Source organism: Streptomyces sp. NPDC005811 (assembly GCF_040630405.1).
GTDB lineage: Bacteria > Actinomycetota > Actinomycetes > Streptomycetales > Streptomycetaceae > Streptomyces.
This window is the reverse complement of sequence record NZ_JBEXXK010000046.1, coordinates 37815-53161: the sequence shown is the minus strand read 5'-3', so window position 1 is coordinate 53161 and position 15347 is coordinate 37815. Positions and strand designations below refer to the sequence as shown.

General features: G+C 73.7%; 15 protein-coding genes. 6 read left to right on the top strand and 9 right to left on the bottom strand.

Going from position 1 to position 15347, the window contains the following annotated elements:
• Window positions 1–39 precede the first annotated feature (39 nt).
• The 4 genes from ABZ490_RS37660 to ABZ490_RS37645 form a co-directional block, all read right to left on the bottom strand.
• Complete coding sequence (locus tag ABZ490_RS37660) at window positions 40–414, bottom strand: RNA polymerase-binding protein RbpA (protein ID WP_055637205.1); 375 nt, start codon at window positions 412–414, stop codon at window positions 40–42.
• A gap of 278 nt (window positions 415–692) precedes the next feature.
• Window positions 693–2051, bottom strand: a complete 1359-nt coding sequence (locus ABZ490_RS37655; RefSeq protein WP_359000919.1) for an MFS transporter — start codon at window positions 2049–2051, stop codon at window positions 693–695.
• A 54-nt stretch (window positions 2052–2105) separates the two neighbouring features.
• On the bottom strand, window positions 2106–2873 hold the full coding sequence (locus ABZ490_RS37650; protein ID WP_359000915.1) for a glycerophosphodiester phosphodiesterase: 768 nt from the start codon (window positions 2871–2873) through the stop codon (window positions 2106–2108).
• Complete coding sequence (locus tag ABZ490_RS37645) at window positions 2870–3574, bottom strand: hypothetical protein (RefSeq protein ID WP_359000910.1); 705 nt, start codon at window positions 3572–3574, stop codon at window positions 2870–2872. The genes ABZ490_RS37650 and ABZ490_RS37645 overlap by 4 nt, the downstream gene beginning before the upstream one ends.
• 64 nt (window positions 3575–3638) lie before the next feature.
• On the opposite strand from ABZ490_RS37645, the gene ABZ490_RS37640 reads away from it, so the two are divergent.
• A complete protein-coding gene (locus ABZ490_RS37640; protein WP_359000907.1) occupies window positions 3639–5138 on the top strand; it encodes a PLP-dependent aminotransferase family protein in 1500 nt (499 codons plus the stop codon).
• A gap of 156 nt (window positions 5139–5294) precedes the next feature.
• Here ABZ490_RS37640 and ABZ490_RS37635 read toward each other — a convergent pair whose 3' ends face one another.
• On the bottom strand, window positions 5295–6857 hold the full coding sequence (locus ABZ490_RS37635) for a hypothetical protein (protein WP_359000904.1): 1563 nt from the start codon (window positions 6855–6857) through the stop codon (window positions 5295–5297).
• A 52-nt stretch (window positions 6858–6909) separates the two neighbouring features.
• Window positions 6910–7104 (bottom strand): hypothetical protein, encoded by a 195-nt coding sequence (locus ABZ490_RS37630; RefSeq protein WP_055638461.1) that lies wholly within the window; start codon window positions 7102–7104, stop codon window positions 6910–6912.
• 276 nt (window positions 7105–7380) lie between these two features.
• On the opposite strand from ABZ490_RS37630, the gene ABZ490_RS37625 reads away from it, so the two are divergent.
• From ABZ490_RS37625 to ABZ490_RS37605, 5 genes are all read left to right on the top strand, one after another.
• On the top strand, window positions 7381–7788 hold the full coding sequence (locus tag ABZ490_RS37625) for an ankyrin repeat domain-containing protein (protein ID WP_359000900.1): 408 nt from the start codon (window positions 7381–7383) through the stop codon (window positions 7786–7788).
• Window positions 7789–8119: 331 nt separating this feature from the next.
• Window positions 8120–9541: a HEAT repeat domain-containing protein gene (locus ABZ490_RS37620; RefSeq protein ID WP_359000897.1), complete on the top strand. Its 1422-nt coding sequence runs from the start codon at window positions 8120–8122 to the stop codon at window positions 9539–9541.
• Window positions 9542–9768: 227 nt separating this feature from the next.
• Window positions 9769–10896, top strand: a complete 1128-nt coding sequence (locus ABZ490_RS37615) for a glycosyltransferase family 1 protein (RefSeq protein ID WP_359000894.1) — start codon at window positions 9769–9771, stop codon at window positions 10894–10896.
• A gap of 50 nt (window positions 10897–10946) precedes the next feature.
• On the top strand, window positions 10947–12122 hold the full coding sequence (locus tag ABZ490_RS37610; RefSeq protein ID WP_359001054.1) for a glycosyltransferase: 1176 nt from the start codon (window positions 10947–10949) through the stop codon (window positions 12120–12122).
• Window positions 12119–12970: an SGNH/GDSL hydrolase family protein gene (locus ABZ490_RS37605; protein WP_359000891.1), complete on the top strand. Its 852-nt coding sequence runs from the start codon at window positions 12119–12121 to the stop codon at window positions 12968–12970. Before ABZ490_RS37610 ends, ABZ490_RS37605 begins: the two co-directional genes overlap by 4 nt.
• Before the next feature lie 88 nt (window positions 12971–13058).
• On the opposite strand, the gene ABZ490_RS37600 is transcribed toward ABZ490_RS37605, so the two are convergent.
• The 3 genes from ABZ490_RS37600 to ABZ490_RS37590 are packed head-to-tail and all read right to left on the bottom strand — an operon-like array spanning window position 13059 to window position 15312.
• A complete protein-coding gene (locus ABZ490_RS37600) occupies window positions 13059–13928 on the bottom strand; it encodes a biotin-dependent carboxyltransferase family protein (RefSeq protein WP_359000888.1) in 870 nt (289 codons plus the stop codon).
• Window positions 13925–14551 (bottom strand): allophanate hydrolase subunit 1, encoded by a 627-nt coding sequence (locus ABZ490_RS37595; protein WP_359001052.1) that lies wholly within the window; start codon window positions 14549–14551, stop codon window positions 13925–13927. Before ABZ490_RS37595 ends, ABZ490_RS37600 begins: the two co-directional genes overlap by 4 nt.
• A gap of 2 nt (window positions 14552–14553) precedes the next feature.
• Window positions 14554–15312 (bottom strand): 5-oxoprolinase subunit PxpA, encoded by a 759-nt coding sequence (locus ABZ490_RS37590; protein ID WP_359000886.1) that lies wholly within the window; start codon window positions 15310–15312, stop codon window positions 14554–14556.
• Window positions 15313–15347 lie beyond the last annotated feature (35 nt).

Below are 15347 nucleotides of genomic sequence, written 5' to 3'. Positions count from 1 at the left end.
CCGCGGTCATGTGCGTGCGCTGAAATACCGGCTTTCCCGCTAGGCCGACTTGCGGCTGTCCCGGGGATGTACCGCAAGGTTCATCGCCCCGGACCGCAGAACGGCCAGCCGCTCCTCGAGGACCTCTTCGAGTTCCTCGCGGGTCCGCCGCTCCATCAGCATGTCCCAATGTGTACGCGCGGGCTTGGCCTTCTTCTCCTCAGGGCCGTCGCCGTCCACGAGGAGTGCAGTGGCACCACAGACCTTGCACTCCCACTCCGGCGGGATCTCCGCCTCGACCGAGAAGGGCATCTCGAACCGGTGCCCCTTCTCGCATGCGTACTCCACGGCCTGGCGCGGGGCCAGGTCGATACCGCGGTCCGTCTCGTAGCTGGTCACCACGAGGCGCGTGCCGCGAAGAGCTCGCTCACTCATGAATCGTGCCTCCCGGGCTTGTCGCCCACAGGACAGGTGTCGCTGTCGTCGTCATCCGGTCAACGTCCGGTCGGCGGTAAAGATTCCCGTTCCGAGTCCCGTTCCGGGTCCTGCGTCGCCGTCGTAGCCGCAGCCTTGTCAACCAGTGCAGTACCCACCGGCGCCCGGTTTGTCACATCTGAAAGGAGATGTCACCCAGCGTTTCGGCATCTTTGACGCGCAGTAACGGTACGCCTGGCAGGCCAAACGCGTACACTACCGCCCTTTCGCCTTGAGCGCTAAATCTTCTCGGGTACCGGATTTCCGGCGGCCCCGATCGCCCGCCGTACCGGAACCCGTGCGAGCAGCACGAACCCTATGACGAAGAAGGCCACCAGGGAGATGATCGCGTCCCGATAACTTCCGGTGAACTGGTAGGTGATCCCGAACAGCAGGGGCCCGAGCCAGCTCATCCCGCGGTCGCTCATCTCGTACGCGGAGAAGTACTCGGCCTCCTTGCCCGGCGGCACGAGATGGGAGAACAGGGACCGGGACAGCGCCTGGCTGCCGCCGAGGACCAGCCCGATCGCGGAGGCCAGCAGGAAGAAGCCCACCGGGGCCCCGGCCGGCAGGAAGTACCCGGCGCCCAGGGTGAGCGTCCAGGCGACCAGCGAGCCGAGGATCGTCCGCTTCGCGCCGTACGTCCGGGCCAGCCGCCCCATGCCCAGGGCGCCCGCGACGGCCAGCACCTGGACCAGCAGGACGGCGCCGATGAGCGTGGACTGGCCGAGGCCGAGTTCCTCGGAGCCGTAGACCGAGGCCTGGGAGATCACGGTCTGGATGCCGTCGTTGTAGATGAGGTACGCGAGGAGGAAGGAGAGGGTGAGGGGGTGGCGGCGCATGTCGCGGATCGTCGCCGCGAGCTGGCGCAGCCCCGGAGCCGTGGCCTCGCGCCGCGCGTCCGGCTCGGTGCGGCCCCGGTCGCGCAGCCGCCGCAGCGGGATGACGGCGAACCCGCCCCACCACACGCCCGCCGAGGCCAGACAGATGCGCACGGCCGTCGACTCCGAGACGCCGAAGGAGTCATGGGCGAGATAGAGGACCAGGTTCACGATCAGCATCAGCGAACCGGCCGCGTACCCGAAGGCCCAGCCGCGCGAGGAGACCGCGTCGCGTTCCTCGGGCGGGGCGATCTGCGGGAGATAGGAGTTGTAGAGCATGGTGCCGACCGACATGGACGCGTTCGCCACGACCAGCAGCGCCCCGCCGAGCAGATAGCGGTCGCCGCCCAGGAAGAACATGGCGGTGGTCGCCGTGGCGCCCACGTAGGCGGTGACCCCCAGCAGCGGCTTCTTGCGCCCGGTGCGGTCGGCGGCGGCGCCCACCAGAGGCATCACCACCACCGCAAGGATCACCGACAGGGACACGGAGTACGCGAAGAACGACCCCGCGCGCACCGGTATGCCGAGCGGATGCACATACCCGTCCGCGTCCGCCGCCTCCTTGGCGACCGACGTCAGATACGGCCCCAGGAACACGGTGAGCACGCTCGCCGAGTAGACGGAGCAGGCCCAGTCGTAGAAGTACCAGCCGCGCTGTTCGCGCCGCCGCCCGGCGGCCTCGTCGGACGCCGTCGTCCGCACGGTGTCGGTGCCCACCCGTGCCCTCGCTTCCCGCTGGTGCGAAGGCGGGCGACGACGGTGTGCGGCGGGTCAGACCCAGACGCCCCGGTCCTCCATGACCTTGCGCAACGTGTCGATGTGATCGGTCATGATGCCATCGACTCCCAGGTCCAGGAGCCGGTGCATGGCATCGGGATCATTGATGGTCCACACGTGCACCTGCAACCCCCGCGCATGGGCGACCCGGACGAAACGCCGGTCCACGACCTGGATGCCCGACTGGGCCTCGGGCACCTGCGCCGCCACCGCCGAGGGCCGCAGCACCGCGGGCACGCCCCAGGACCGCAGCCGCAGATTGAGCACACCCCGGGTGCCGTACGACGTCGCCAGGCGCGGCCCGGCCAGCCGCTGGGCGCGCACGACCCGGGCCTCGGAGAACGAGCCCACGCAGATCCGGTCCCAGGCGCCGGTGCGCGCGATCAGGTTGAGCAGGGGATGCAGCGCCGGCTCCGCCTTGATGTCCACGTTCCAGCGCACCTCGGGGAAGGTCTCCAGCAGCTCCTCGAAGAGCGGCACCGGTTCCCTGCCCGCCACGCGCGCGTGCCGTACGTCCGCCCACGGCAGGTCGGCGATCCGGCCGGCGCCGTCGGTGACCCGGTCCAGCGTCCCGTCGTGGAAGGCGACGAGCTTGCCGTCCCGGGTGGCGTGCACATCGGTCTCGATGTAGCGGTACCCCGTCTCCACCGCGCGCCGGAACTGCGCCACGGTGTTCTCCAGACCGTCCGCGGCCCCGCCGCGGTGCGCGAACGGGATGGGCCCCGGATGGTCGAGGTAGGGGTGGCGTATGAGCGTGGTCACCTGCGCAGTATCGCCCCATGGGGTGTCCCCGTGGCAACGACCGTGCTGCCGTCGGATGCCTTCGGAACGGCGAACGCCCGCAGGAAGAACTGGGCGAGAGGGCCGATGGACAGCGCGTAGAGCAGGGTGCCGACGCCGATGGTGCCGCCGAGCGTGAATCCGGTCACGACGACCGCCACCTCGATCGCCGTCCGCATCAGCCGGATCGAGCGGCCGGTGCGCCGGTGCAGACCGGTCATCAGCCCGTCGCGCGGACCCGGCCCGAAGTCGGCCGTGATGTACAGGCCGGTGGCCACCCCGTTGAGCAGGACACCGGCCAGCAGGAGGGGAACGCGCACCGCCAGGGCGTGCACCTCCGGGACCAGGGCCAGGGTGCCGTCCATCGCGAGACCGACCACGAAGACATTGGAGACGGTGCCGAGGCCGGGGCGCTGGCGCAGCGGGATCCACAGCAGCAGCACCACCGCGCCCACGACGATCGAGACGACACCGATCGTCAGACCGGTGAGCTTGCCCAGGCCCTGGTGCAGGACACCCCACGGCTCCAGGCCGAGACCCGCCTCGACGAGCAGCGCGGCGCTGGCACCGTACAGGGCGAGCCCGACGTACAGCTGGAGCAGTCGGCGGACGAGAGGTCCCCTGGTGGACCGGGCCGGCGTGGACAAGGGAAGCCCCCTGGTGGTGGTAGTGGCCTGACGCATGACACTCTGTGGCTTGGAAGGAATCGTCATCCATGGCCAATTCGGGGAAGGTGGACTGGTATCAATGGCGCAGTGGACCTCTGCGGTGGGGGCCGCCCAGCTCGCGCGGCTGCTCAAGTCCCAGCAGGACCGCCCGGCCGGCCCCGGCACCCGTCGTCCGCCCGCCTACCGGGCGCTCGCCGACGGTATCCGGCTGCTGGTCCTGGAGGGCAGGGTCCCGGTGGCCGCGCGCCTGCCCGCCGAGCGCGAACTGGCCCTGTCGTTCGCCGTGAGCCGGACGACCGTCGCCGCCGCCTACGAGGCGCTGCGCGCGGAGGGCTTCCTGGAGTCCCGGCGCGGGGCGGGCAGCTGGACGGCGGTCCCGGCCGGCAATCCGCTGCCCGCGCGCGGGCTGGAGCCCCTGCCGCCTGAGGCCCTCGGCTCGGTGATCGACCTGGGCTGCGCGGCCCTCCCGGCGCCCGAGCCCTGGCTCACCCGCGCCGTCCAGGGCGCCCTGGAGGAGCTGCCTCCCTACGCCCACACCCACGGCGACTATCCGGCGGGCCTGCCCGCGCTGCGCTCGATGATCGCCGACCGCTACACCGCGCGCGGGATCCCGACGATGCCCGAGCAGATCATGGTGACGACCGGTGCCATGGGCGCCATCGACGCGATCTGCCATCTCTTCGGCGGGCGCGGCGAACGCATCGCCGTGGAGTCGCCCTCCTACGCCAACATCCTCCAGCTCATGCGGGAGGCGGGGGCCCGGCTGGTGCCCGTCGCCATGGCCGAGGGGCTCTCCGGCTGGGACATGGACCGCTGGCGCCAGGTGCTGCGCGAGGCCGCGCCGCGGATCGCGTACGTCGTCGCCGACTTCCACAACCCGACCGGCGCCCTGGCCGACGAGGACCAGCGGCGCCGGCTGGTGGAGGCGGCCCGGTCGGCCGGGACCGTGCTGGTCGCCGACGAGACGATGACCGAGCTGTGGCTGGACGACGACGTCGAGATGCCGCGGCCCGTGTGCGGCTTCGACCCCGCCGGGTCGACGGTGATCACGGTCGGTTCGGCGAGCAAGGCCTTCTGGGCGGGGATGCGCATCGGCTGGGTACGGGCGGCCCCGGACGTCATCCGCAGCCTGGTCGCGGCCCGCGCCTACGCCGATCTGGGCACCCCCGTGCTGGAGCAGCTCGCGGTGAACTGGCTGTTCAGCACCGGTGGCTGGGAGCAGGCCGTCGATCTGCGGCGGGCTCAGGCCCGGGAGAACCGGGAGGCCCTGGTCGCGGCGCTCCGGCGGGAGCTGCCCGACTGGGAGTTCGCCGTGCCGAAGGGCGGGCTGACGCTCTGGGTCCGGGCCGGCGGCCTGTCCGGCTCGCGCATCGCCGAGGCGGGCGAGCGGGTCGGGGTCCGCGTCCCGTCGGGCCCGCGCTTCGGGGTCGACGGCGCCTTCGAGGGATTCGTCCGCCTTCCCTTCACGGTGGGCGGCGCGGTGGCGGACGAAGCCGCAGCCCGCCTGGCGGCGGCGGCGAAGATCGTCCGGAACGGAGGGACGGCGGGCGGCGAGGCACCGCGTACGTTCGTGGCCTAGGTCGTGTCCGCGAAGTCCCGTCGTCCGCCCGAAGGTCGGGCCCTGCGGCGTCGTGGGGGCCCCGCCCGCCGAGTACAGCCGAGCGTGGGGGAGCGTGCGCTCGGGACTTTGCGGACCCGACCTAACGGAGCCGGCGAGGGTACGTGCCGTGGCTTCTCAGGCTTCGGCCACGACTGCCGCTTCCACGGCCACCGGCCCCTCGTCCGCCGGTGTGCTCCGCGGCGGCAGCAGCTCCAGCACCGCCTGCCGCTGCGCCTCGCTCGTCGCGTCGTCGTACGGATCCGGCGTGGCGGGCACCTGGAGCCGGTGCACCGGCCCCGTCCCCAGCCGTGCGTACCCCCGCCCCGGCGGAACCTGCTCCACGGGCGTGGTGTGCGGAGGGGCGCCGAGGACCGCGGCCAGTCGCCCCGCCGAGGCGGGCCCGAGCACGACACGCGCGCGTGTGTGCTGCCGTACGGCCTCGCTCAGCAGGTCGAGGCTGTCGAACTGTTCGGCCACGACCACGGTGACCGCGGCCGCGCGGCCGTGCCGCAGCGGAACCTGGAGCAGGGACTGCGGGTCCTCGCGGCCGTCCGCCGCCGCGAGCGGGGAGAAGGCGGTGGGCCGGTCGAGGAGGATCCACAGCGGGCGCCTGGTGTCCTCCGGCGGGGTCTGCCCCGCCTGGCGCGCCTGGTTGGCCGCGATCAGCCGGCGTTCGGTCTCCTGGGCCGCCCATTCCAGTCCGGTCAGCGCCCCCGCGAGACCGACCTCGACGCCCAGGACGCCGTCCCGGCCGGTGAGGCAGGCGTACTCGCCGGTGCCGCCGCCCTCGACGATCAGGACGTCGCCGTACGGGAGGGCCTGGAGCGCGAGGGAGCGCAGCAGGGTGGAGGTGCCGCTGCCGGGCTGGCCGACGACCAGCAGATGCGGCTCGGTGGAGCGGGCGCCGGTGCGCCAGACGACCGGAGGGACGTCGCGCTGTTCGGTGCCGTGGGTGAGGGGGAGCGTGCGCTGCACGCGGATGGGGTCGGTGAAGCCGAGGACGGCCTCGCCCGGCGCCGTCACGAACCGCTGGGCGGCGATGTCGGTGGGGAGCGGGGCGAGGACCCCGACCGTGAGTTCGTTGCCCTCCTCGTCCCAGGTGAAGAGGTACTCGCGGCCACGGCCCGACTTCGCGGTGAGCAGCAGCTCGACCCGCGCGCGGGGCTCGGCCTCGCCGTCCGGGAAGTAGGCCGGGTAGCGGATCACGAGCTGGGTGATGCGGCCGGAGCCGTCGAACTCGTACGCCGGGAAGGCCTTCTCCCACTCGCCGCCGTGGGCGTAGAGGGGAGAAGGGTCCTCGGCCGTCGAGAAGTACGGGACCAGGGCCTCGTACAGCGACTCGAGCCGCTGGGTCTGCGACTCGTCGGGGCCTTCGGGATCCGGTGGGGTGCGGTCCCGGCCCTGCCAGGCCGCCGCCGCCATCAGGGTGATGACGGCGAGCAGCGGGCCGTACGGCACGAGCGCCACGACCAGGATCACCGAGGCTGCCAGGAACAGCAGCGGGCCGCGCTTGTCCTTGGGCGTCTCGGCCCATCTGCGCCGCCCGGCCGAGGCCAGCCGGCGCAGACCGCGCGTGATCGTGATCAGCGGTTGGAGGACGTCGGTGGCGCTGTCGGCCGCCGTCCGGGCCAGCTCCCGGCTCCGGGCGATCTGGGCGCTGCCTGTGCTCAGGATGCGGGGGAGGGGGCGCCGGGCCACTGCTGTCTCCTGATCGTGCGTGCGGAAGGAACGGTCGGCGGGAGGGGCGGCGTCAGAACTTGATGCCGCCGAGCAGGCCGGCCAGGCTCTCGCCGCCCGCCTTGATGCTCGGGGCGATGGCCGTGCTCGCCAGGTAGAAGCCGAACAGGGCCGAGACGCAGGCGTGCGACGCCTTCAGTCCGTCCTTGCGGAAGAAGAGGAAGACGATGATGCCGAGCAGGACGACGCCTGACATGGACAGGATCATTGAGGATCTCCTGGTTCGCGTGGGGACAGTCACCATGAGTACTTCCAGGATCACAGGATGTATCCATACGATAAAAGGTGCAACTGGATGATTTTCCGTGCATTTCACCCTGATGGTGGAGCATCTGCTGGGCTGCCTGAGCAGGAGAATTGTGGCGAACGGGTTGCTCCGTGATCTTTGCCTCGGACGGGACCGCGCATGTGCGGCACGAGCCAGTACGCTGGCGATTCACCTGAACGGTTGAGTCGAGCTGTGAGCGAGAGGCGGTCCAGGCCGATGACTGAAGCCCCCGACCCCGAGGTCGTGGAGCTGGCGACCAAGATCTTCGATCTGGCCCGGCAGGGGCGGACCGAGGAGCTCGTGGCGTATGTCGACGCGGGCGTTCCGGCGAACCTCACCAACGATCGCGGCGACTGTCTGGTGATGCTCGCCGCCTATCACGGCCACGCCGACGCGGTACGGGCCCTGCTGGCCCGCGGCGCCGAGGCCGACCGGATCAACGACCGGGGGCAGACCCCGCTCGCCGGGGCCGCCTTCAAGGGGGAGACGGACGTGATCAAGGTCCTTCTGGAGGCGGGCGCGGACCCGGCCGCGGGCACCCCCTCGGCCGTCGACACGGCCCGGATGTTCGCCCGGGCCGAGTTGCTGGAACTGTTCGCGGCCCAGGGGGCGGGCGGCTCCTAGCCGTCGCATCCACGGCTTGCGATCAGGTCATACGAATTTCCTGAGCAGGTAAACAGACGACCACGGGGGAGGCGGTACAAGGCCGCCGGAAATATCGGTCGCGGCAGGCAGAAGCGCCGGGTCATCATGACGACGTGATTCACGGACGCGATGGCTGGGCAGGTGTTGCCGCACCGCGCGGGCCGTGATGCGGTCCGCATGGGCCACCTACGAGAGGCAGAGGAAAATGGTCTACAGCAAGCAGGAAACGGCGGGCGCCCCGACGTGTTGTCACGCGGCCAGGTAATGCACGTCCCCGGTTGCGTCGACGCTTGATGTGAGGCTGTTTCCCATGTTCGATCCGGTCATAGCGCCCAGCGGTACCCTGCTCGGCCTCCTCCAGAGGGGCCGAGGCGACGGTACGCTGCACGCGCTCACCGCCCCGCGGCCCGAAGCGCTCGCGGCACTGAACCACTGTGTGTTGCGCGATCCCCGCCACGACTGGCAGGTGGAGAACCGCTCCCTCTACTACGCCCGTCTCTACCTCGACCTCAGCGGCGAGCTGGACGAGATCGAGGCGCACCTCTTCGACGTCGAGGACGCCTTCGACACCGAGGAGTCACGCACGGGCCTGGCCCTGGCCGTCCTGGGCCACCTGGCCTCCTACGGCCGGCGGGACGCCCTGGAGCTCCTGCGCCGGTACGCGGCCACGGGCACCAACTGGGCCTGGGCCCTGGACGAGCTGGCCCTGCGGGACGACGACGCCGGCCTGCGCGCCCTCGCCGCACCGGTGCTCGCCAGATTCGCCACCGACACCGAGGGCGAGGCCGAACTGGCCGCCGCCGTGCGGGACGCCTTCGAGCCACGGCCCTGGCGCCTCTGGGCCGAGGATCCCCGCGAATACGTCTCCACGCGGGTGCGTGCCGCCCAGGAAGCCGGCTGTTTCGACCGCTGGCAACGCCAGATGAGTCCCAGCGGACCGCGCCCCGGCTGGAGCGTCCGGGCCGTCTTCGAATGGGCGCAGCAGGGCCTGGAGCGCGGTGCCGCCCTCCATGTCCCCGCCGCCCGCTGCCTCACCGCCGTGGCGGGTCCCGAGGACCGCCCGGAGATCGTGCAGGCCGCCAAGGACGGCACCGACGGGGCCCGCTGCACCGCCCTGCGCTACCTCGCCGACTGCAACGACCCCGACGCGCTGAACCTCGTCGAGCAGGCCGTGACCACCGGCTCCCACGCCGTCGTGGACGCCGCGGTCGACGCCTTCGAACGCATGCGCAGCGTCGCCGCCGTCGAGCGGGCCCGCGGCTGGGCCCACCGGCCCGACGCCCTCGGCGCCGCCGCCGGACGCATGCTCGCCTGTCGCGGCGCCACCAAGGACAGCGACCTCGTCCTCGGCGCCCTGCGCGAGGCAGTCCGCGGCGAAGGCTGCGACGCCTCGACCCTGTGGACCCTCGTCGACGGCACCGGACGCCTGGGCATCGTCTGCGCGGCCCCCGTGCTGCGGCACATCTACCGAGAGACGGCCTCCTCCCACCTGCGCGGGCGCTGCGCCCGCGCCCTGGCCGCCACCGACCCCTCCTTCGCCACCGGCTTCGCCGTCGAATGCCTGTGGGACTGCGAGGAGGCCACCCGGGAGATCGCCGCCCGGCACGCCGAGACCGGCGACGCCCGCGTCGTCGAACGCCTCCGGCGGCTCGCCGTCGACCCCGCCGAGGAGGCCGAGGTCCAGACGGCCGTACGCAGCCGCATCGGACCGGACGCGGCGTCCGCGATGTAGGCCCGGGACCGGCCCGGCGCCGCCGGAGCGGCCGACGTGCGCCCGCCCGGTGAACACCGGATGACCCACGGGTCAGGCGGGCATGGACACCGTCCGACCTGCTCGGTCACCGGCGGCGCGGGCCGTCCGGGGTGCGCCGGCGCACGCAGCGCAACGCTCATGGGACGTTTGTCGTCAGGAAAGATCCACGTTGACGCGGCCACGTCCAGGGCGGCGACAACACCGGTATGCGTGTCGTCATCGTGACCGAATCCTTTCCCCCCGACGTGAACGGCGTGGCCCACTGCGCGCTCCAGACCGCCCGGCACCTCGTAGATCGCGGTCACTCCCCGCTCGTCGTCGCACCGGCCACCGCGGCCGGTACCGGGCCCGACGCCTCGGCGCCGTGTCCCGTCGTCCGTGTCCCCTCCCTCCCGCTCCCGGGCTACCCCCAGGTCCGCGTCGCCCTCCCCAGCCGACGTGTCGCCGCGGCCATGGCCGAGCACCGTGCCGACGTGGTCCACCTGGCCAGCCCCTTCGTCCTCGGCGTGCGCGGCATGACGGCCGCCGCGCGGCTCGGCATCCCCGCCGTCGCCGTCTACCAGACCGATCTGGCCGGATACGCCCGTACGTACATGGGGGTCGGCGAGGCCACCGCCTGGCGGCGCATCCGCTCCGTGCACGCCGCCGCCGACCTCACCCTCGCGCCCTCCAGCGCCGCCCAGCACGACCTGAAGACGCACGGCATACCCCGGGTCAAGCTGTGGCAGCGCGGCGTGGACACCGTCCGCTTCCGCCCCGAGCTCCGCGACGAGGCCCTGCGCCGCGAACTCGCCCCCAACGGCGAACTGATCGTCGGCTACGTCGGCCGCCTCGCCCCCGAGAAGCAGGTCGAACTGCTGTCCGGTGTGTGCGGGCTGGAGGGCGTACGGGTCGTGGTCGTGGGCGACGGGCCCAGCCGCGCCCACCTCGACGAGGCGCTGCCCGGTGCGCTCTTCCTCGGCCGCCGCACCGGCGACGACCTGGCGCGGATCTTCGCCTCGCTGGACGTCTTCGCGCACACGGGCCCCTTCGAGACGTTCTGCCAGACCGTGCAGGAGGCCATGGCCAGCGGCGTGCCGGTCGTCGCGCCCGCCGCCGGCGGCCCGCTGGACCTGGTCGCCCACGGCCGCACCGGCCTGCTCTTCCCGCCGCGCGACACGGCCGCCGTACGGGACGCGGTGGCGGCCCTGGCGGCCGACCCGGCCCTGCGCGCGGCGTACGGCGCCGCGGGGCGCGCCACGGTCGAGGGGCGCACGTGGGCCGCCGTCGGTGACCAGCTCATCGGCCACTACGGGGACGTGCTGGCCGCGCGCCGACTGGTGGTGGCGGCGTGAGCGGCGGACCGATCGGCGGCGGACCGATCGGCGGGGGTGCGACCGGCTGCGTGAGCGGAGGCGCGGGCGGTGGGCCGCTGCGGATCGTCCGCCTGGCCAACTTCGTGGCCCCCGCCTCGGGCGGACTGCGCACCGCGCTGCGCGAACTCGGCAAGGGCTACCGCGCGGCGGGTCACGAACCCGTCCTGATCGTGCCGGGTGAGCGGGCGAGCGACCGCGACACCGAGCAGGGCCGGGTGATCACCCTGCCCGGACCGCTGCTGCCCGGCACCGGCGGCTACCGCGTCCTCACCGACAGGCGCCGCCTCACCCGCCTCCTGGAGGACCTCGCGCCGGACCGCCTGGAGGTCTCCGACCGTACGACGCTGCGCTGGACCGGCAAGTGGGCGCGGCGCGCCCGGGTCCCGGCCGTGATGGTCTCCCACGAGACCGCCGACGGGGTGCTGCGCACCTGGGGCCTGTCCGAGGCCACCGCCCGGCGCACCGCCGACGCGCTCAACATCCGTACGGCGCACACCTACGCGCGCGTGGTCTGCACCACCGAGTTCGCCGAACGGGAGTTCGTGCGGATCGGGGCGCGGAACGTGGTGCGCGCCCCGCTCGGCGTCGACCTCGTCGCACGGCATCCCTCGCTGTACGACGCCGGTGTACGGGCCCGCCACGCGCGCGAGGACGAGATCCTGCTGGTCACCTGCACCCGGCTGTCCGTGGAGAAGCGGCCCGGTACCGCGCTGGACGCCCTGGAGGCGCTGGTGACGCGGGGCGCCCGGGCGGTACTGGTGATCGCCGGGGACGGCCCGCTGCGACCGCGCCTGGAACAGCGCGCCCGCGAGCGCGGACTGCCGGTGACCTTCCTGGGGCACGTCGCCGACCGGGACGCCCTGGGCGCACTCCAGGCCAGTGCCGATGTGTGCCTGGCGCCGGGGCCCGCGGAGACGTTCGGGCTGGCCGCCCTGGAGGCCATGGCCTGCGGGACGCCGGTCGTGGTGAGCGCGTCCTCGGCGCTGCCCGAGGTGATCGGCGAGGCGGGCGCGGTCGCGGCCGACCGGGGCGGTGCCTTCGCGGACGCCGTGGAGGGCCTTCTGGAGCGCTCGGTGCCGGAGCGCCGGGAAGCGGCACGCGCGCGTGCGGAGTGCTTCGGGTGGGGGGCGTCCGTGGAGGCGTTCCTCGCGGCTCACGACGCGACGGTACGGGTGCGTTCCGTCGTGACCGGAGGGGTCGGATGAGACGGGCCCGTTTCGTCGCCCTCGGTGACTCCCTCACCGAGGGGGTGGGCGACCCGGCCGGCGACGGGTGGCGCGGCTGGGCCGCGCTGCTCGCCAGGGGGCTCGGCGAGGAGTCCGTGGAGTTCACGAACCTCGCGGTCAGCGGCGCGCAGACGCGGGACGTGCTGGAACGGCAGCTCCCGGCCGGGCTGGCACTGCGGCCCGATGTGGTGTCCGTGGTCGTGGGCGTCAACGACACCCTCCGCTGCACCTTCGACATCCACGCCGTCGCCGCCCGGCTCGACACCGTGTACGCCGCCTTCGCCGAGCAGGGCGCGGTGCTGCTCACCGCGTGCCTGCCCGACCCGGGGGCCATGCTCGGCCTGCCCGGAGCCCTCGCCCGTCCGCTGGCCCGGCGCCAGCGCGCGGTCAACACGGTCGTCCACGCGCTGTCCGAACGGTACGGGGCCGTCCATCTGCACGCGGCGGAGGGCGCCTGGCTGACCGACCGCGCGATGTGGAGCGCGGACCGGCTGCACCCGGGCGAACGGGGGCACCGGCAGCTGGCCGTGCGCTTCCACGCGCTGCTGGCCGAGGCGGGCCTCGCCACCGGCACCGCGCCCTCGCCCGAGCCGGAGCACCCGGCGCCGACGACGTCCGCGAGCCTGTGGTGGCTGGCGACGGCCGGCACCGGCTGGGTGGCCCGGCGCTGCACCGACCTGCTGCCCCAGCTGCTCGGGCTGGCCGCCGACGAGATGCGGCACCGCGCGCGGGGGACGAGCGCCCGGCTCGACCTGCGGGCGTCGGCGGCGGTCTCCGCGGCCCTGGCGGCGCTGTCGGCGACGGAACCGCAGCCGGACGCCGCCTAGGGTGACGGCGACGGGGCCGGGGACGCCATGACCGGCGTCGTCACTGCCGTCGCCGTCGTCACGGCCGCCGTCATCGCCGTCGCCGCCGTCATCGCCGTCGTACCGCCACGAAACGGACCGGGGTGCCCGGTACCGCCTGGGCGGCGGCCGGGAGGTCGGCCGTGCGGACGACCCCGATCACCGGGTAGCCCCCGGTGGTCGGGTGGTCGGCCAGGAAGACCACCGGCCGGCCGTCGGGCGGCACCTGGACGGCGCCCAGCACCATGCCCTCGCTGGCCAGCTCGCCGGGCAGGGCACGCTCCAGGAGGGGGCCCTCGGTGCGCAGGCCGATGCGGTTGCTCGCGGGGGAGACGCGGTACGCGCGCGTGGTGAAGACCCGGACCGCCTCCCGTGTGAACCAGTCCTCGCGCGGGCCGAGCGTGACGCGCAGGACGAGTTCGGCCGGGGGAGCGGCCTGAGGGGCGACGTCCACGCGGGCGTGCACGGCGGGTTCCGGGCCCAGGGGCAGGACCGTGCCGTCGGTGAGGGGTGCGGGGCCGAGCCCCGAGAGCAGGTCCGTGGAGCGACTGCCGAGGACCGGTTCGACGGTGACGCCGCCGGACACGCCCACATAACTGCGCAGGCCGGACACGGCGGACCCGACGTCGAGGACCGCGCCGGCGGGCACCCGTACCGGCGCGCCCCAGGCGACCGGGCGCCCGTTGACCGTCACCGGACAGGGCGCGCCCCCGACCGCGACGGTGACCGCGCGGCGGGGCCGCAGGGCGCAGCCGTTGACGGTGGTCTCCAGGACCGCCGCCCCGGGAGCATTGCCGACGAGCCGGTTGACGAGGGCCGCCGCGGGCCCGTCCAGCGCGCCGGAGCGGGGCACGCCGAGGTGGGCGTGCCCGGGCCGCCCCTGGTCCTGCACCGTGGTCAGGGCCCCCGCGCGGACGACGGAGAGAGCGCGGTCCGTCACCCGGCACCCACCGGCTCCGCCGCGACGAAACGCACACGCGTGCCCGGCGCGAGCAGAGCGGCCGGCACGCGCGCGTGGTCCCACAGCACCACGTCCGTGCTGCCGATCAGCTGCCAGCCGCCCGGCGACGCACGCGGGTACACGCCCGTGTACGGCCCGGCCAGGGCCACCGAGCCGGCCGGCACCGCCGTGCGCGGCGTGGCCCGGCGCGGGACGTCGTGGCCCGGGGGCAGCCCGGTGAGGTAGCCGAAGCCGGGCGCGAAACCGCAGAACGCGACCCGGAACTCGGTCGCCGCGTGGATGCGGGCCACCTCGCGCGCGGGGACGCCCCAGTGGGCGGCCACGTCCGCGAGGTCGGGGCCGTCGTAGCGCACCGGCAGCTCGATCACCTCGGCCGTCCGCGGGGGAGCGGGCGGGATCTCGGCGGCCGTCAGCTCCGACGCCAGCCGGACCGGGTCGGGCACGCCGTCCAGGAGTACCGTCCGGGCCGCCGGGACGATCTCCCGGACCGTCAGCAGTCCGGCCGCGCGCCGCCGTACCAGCTCGGCGTGCAGGGACTCCGCCGCGGCGCCCGAGGCCACCTCGACGAGCAGGGCGTCGTCGCCGACCGGCAGGACACGCAGGCTCATGCGAAGGCCTCCACGCGCACCCCGGACTCCTCCAGCCGCCGCCGGACCCGGCGCGCCAGCTCCACCGCGCCGGGCGTGTCGCCGTGCAGACACAGGGAACGCGCGCGTACCTCGATGATCGACCCCGCGGCGGAGGCGACCGTGCCGGAACGGGCCAGGCTCACCGACCGCTCCACGACGGTCACCGGATCGGTGACCACGGCCCCGTCCAGGCCGCGCGGCACGAGGGTGCCCTGCTCGGTGTAGGCGCGGTCCGCGAACGCCTCCGTGACGGCCGGCAGACCCGCCGTGCGGGCCGCGTCCAGCAGACGCGAGCCGGGCAGCCCGAGCACGGGCAGTGCGGCGTCGGCGAGGAGCACCCCGTCGACCACCGCGCCGGCCTGCTCCTCGTCGTGCACGACCCGGTTGTAGAGCGCGCCGTGCGGCTTGACGTACGCCACGCGCGCGCCCGCAGCCCGGGCGAAGACCTCCAGGGCGCCGATCTGGTACGCCACCTCGGCGGTCAGTTCGGCGGGCGGCACGTCCATGGCGCGCCGCCCGAACCCGGCCAGGTCCCGGTAGGAGACCTGGGCGCCGATCGTCACGCCCCGCTCGGCCGCCAGCTCGCACACCCGCCGCATGGTGGCCGCGTCCCCGGCGTGGAAGCCGCAGGCCACGTTGGCGCTCGTCACCACGGACAGCAGTTGCTCGTCGTCGGTGAGCCGCCAGCGGCCGAAGCCCTCGCCGAGATCGGCGTTCAGATCGATCGCGCTCATGGTTCCTTCCTGGAATCCGTCCTGAAATGCGGGTG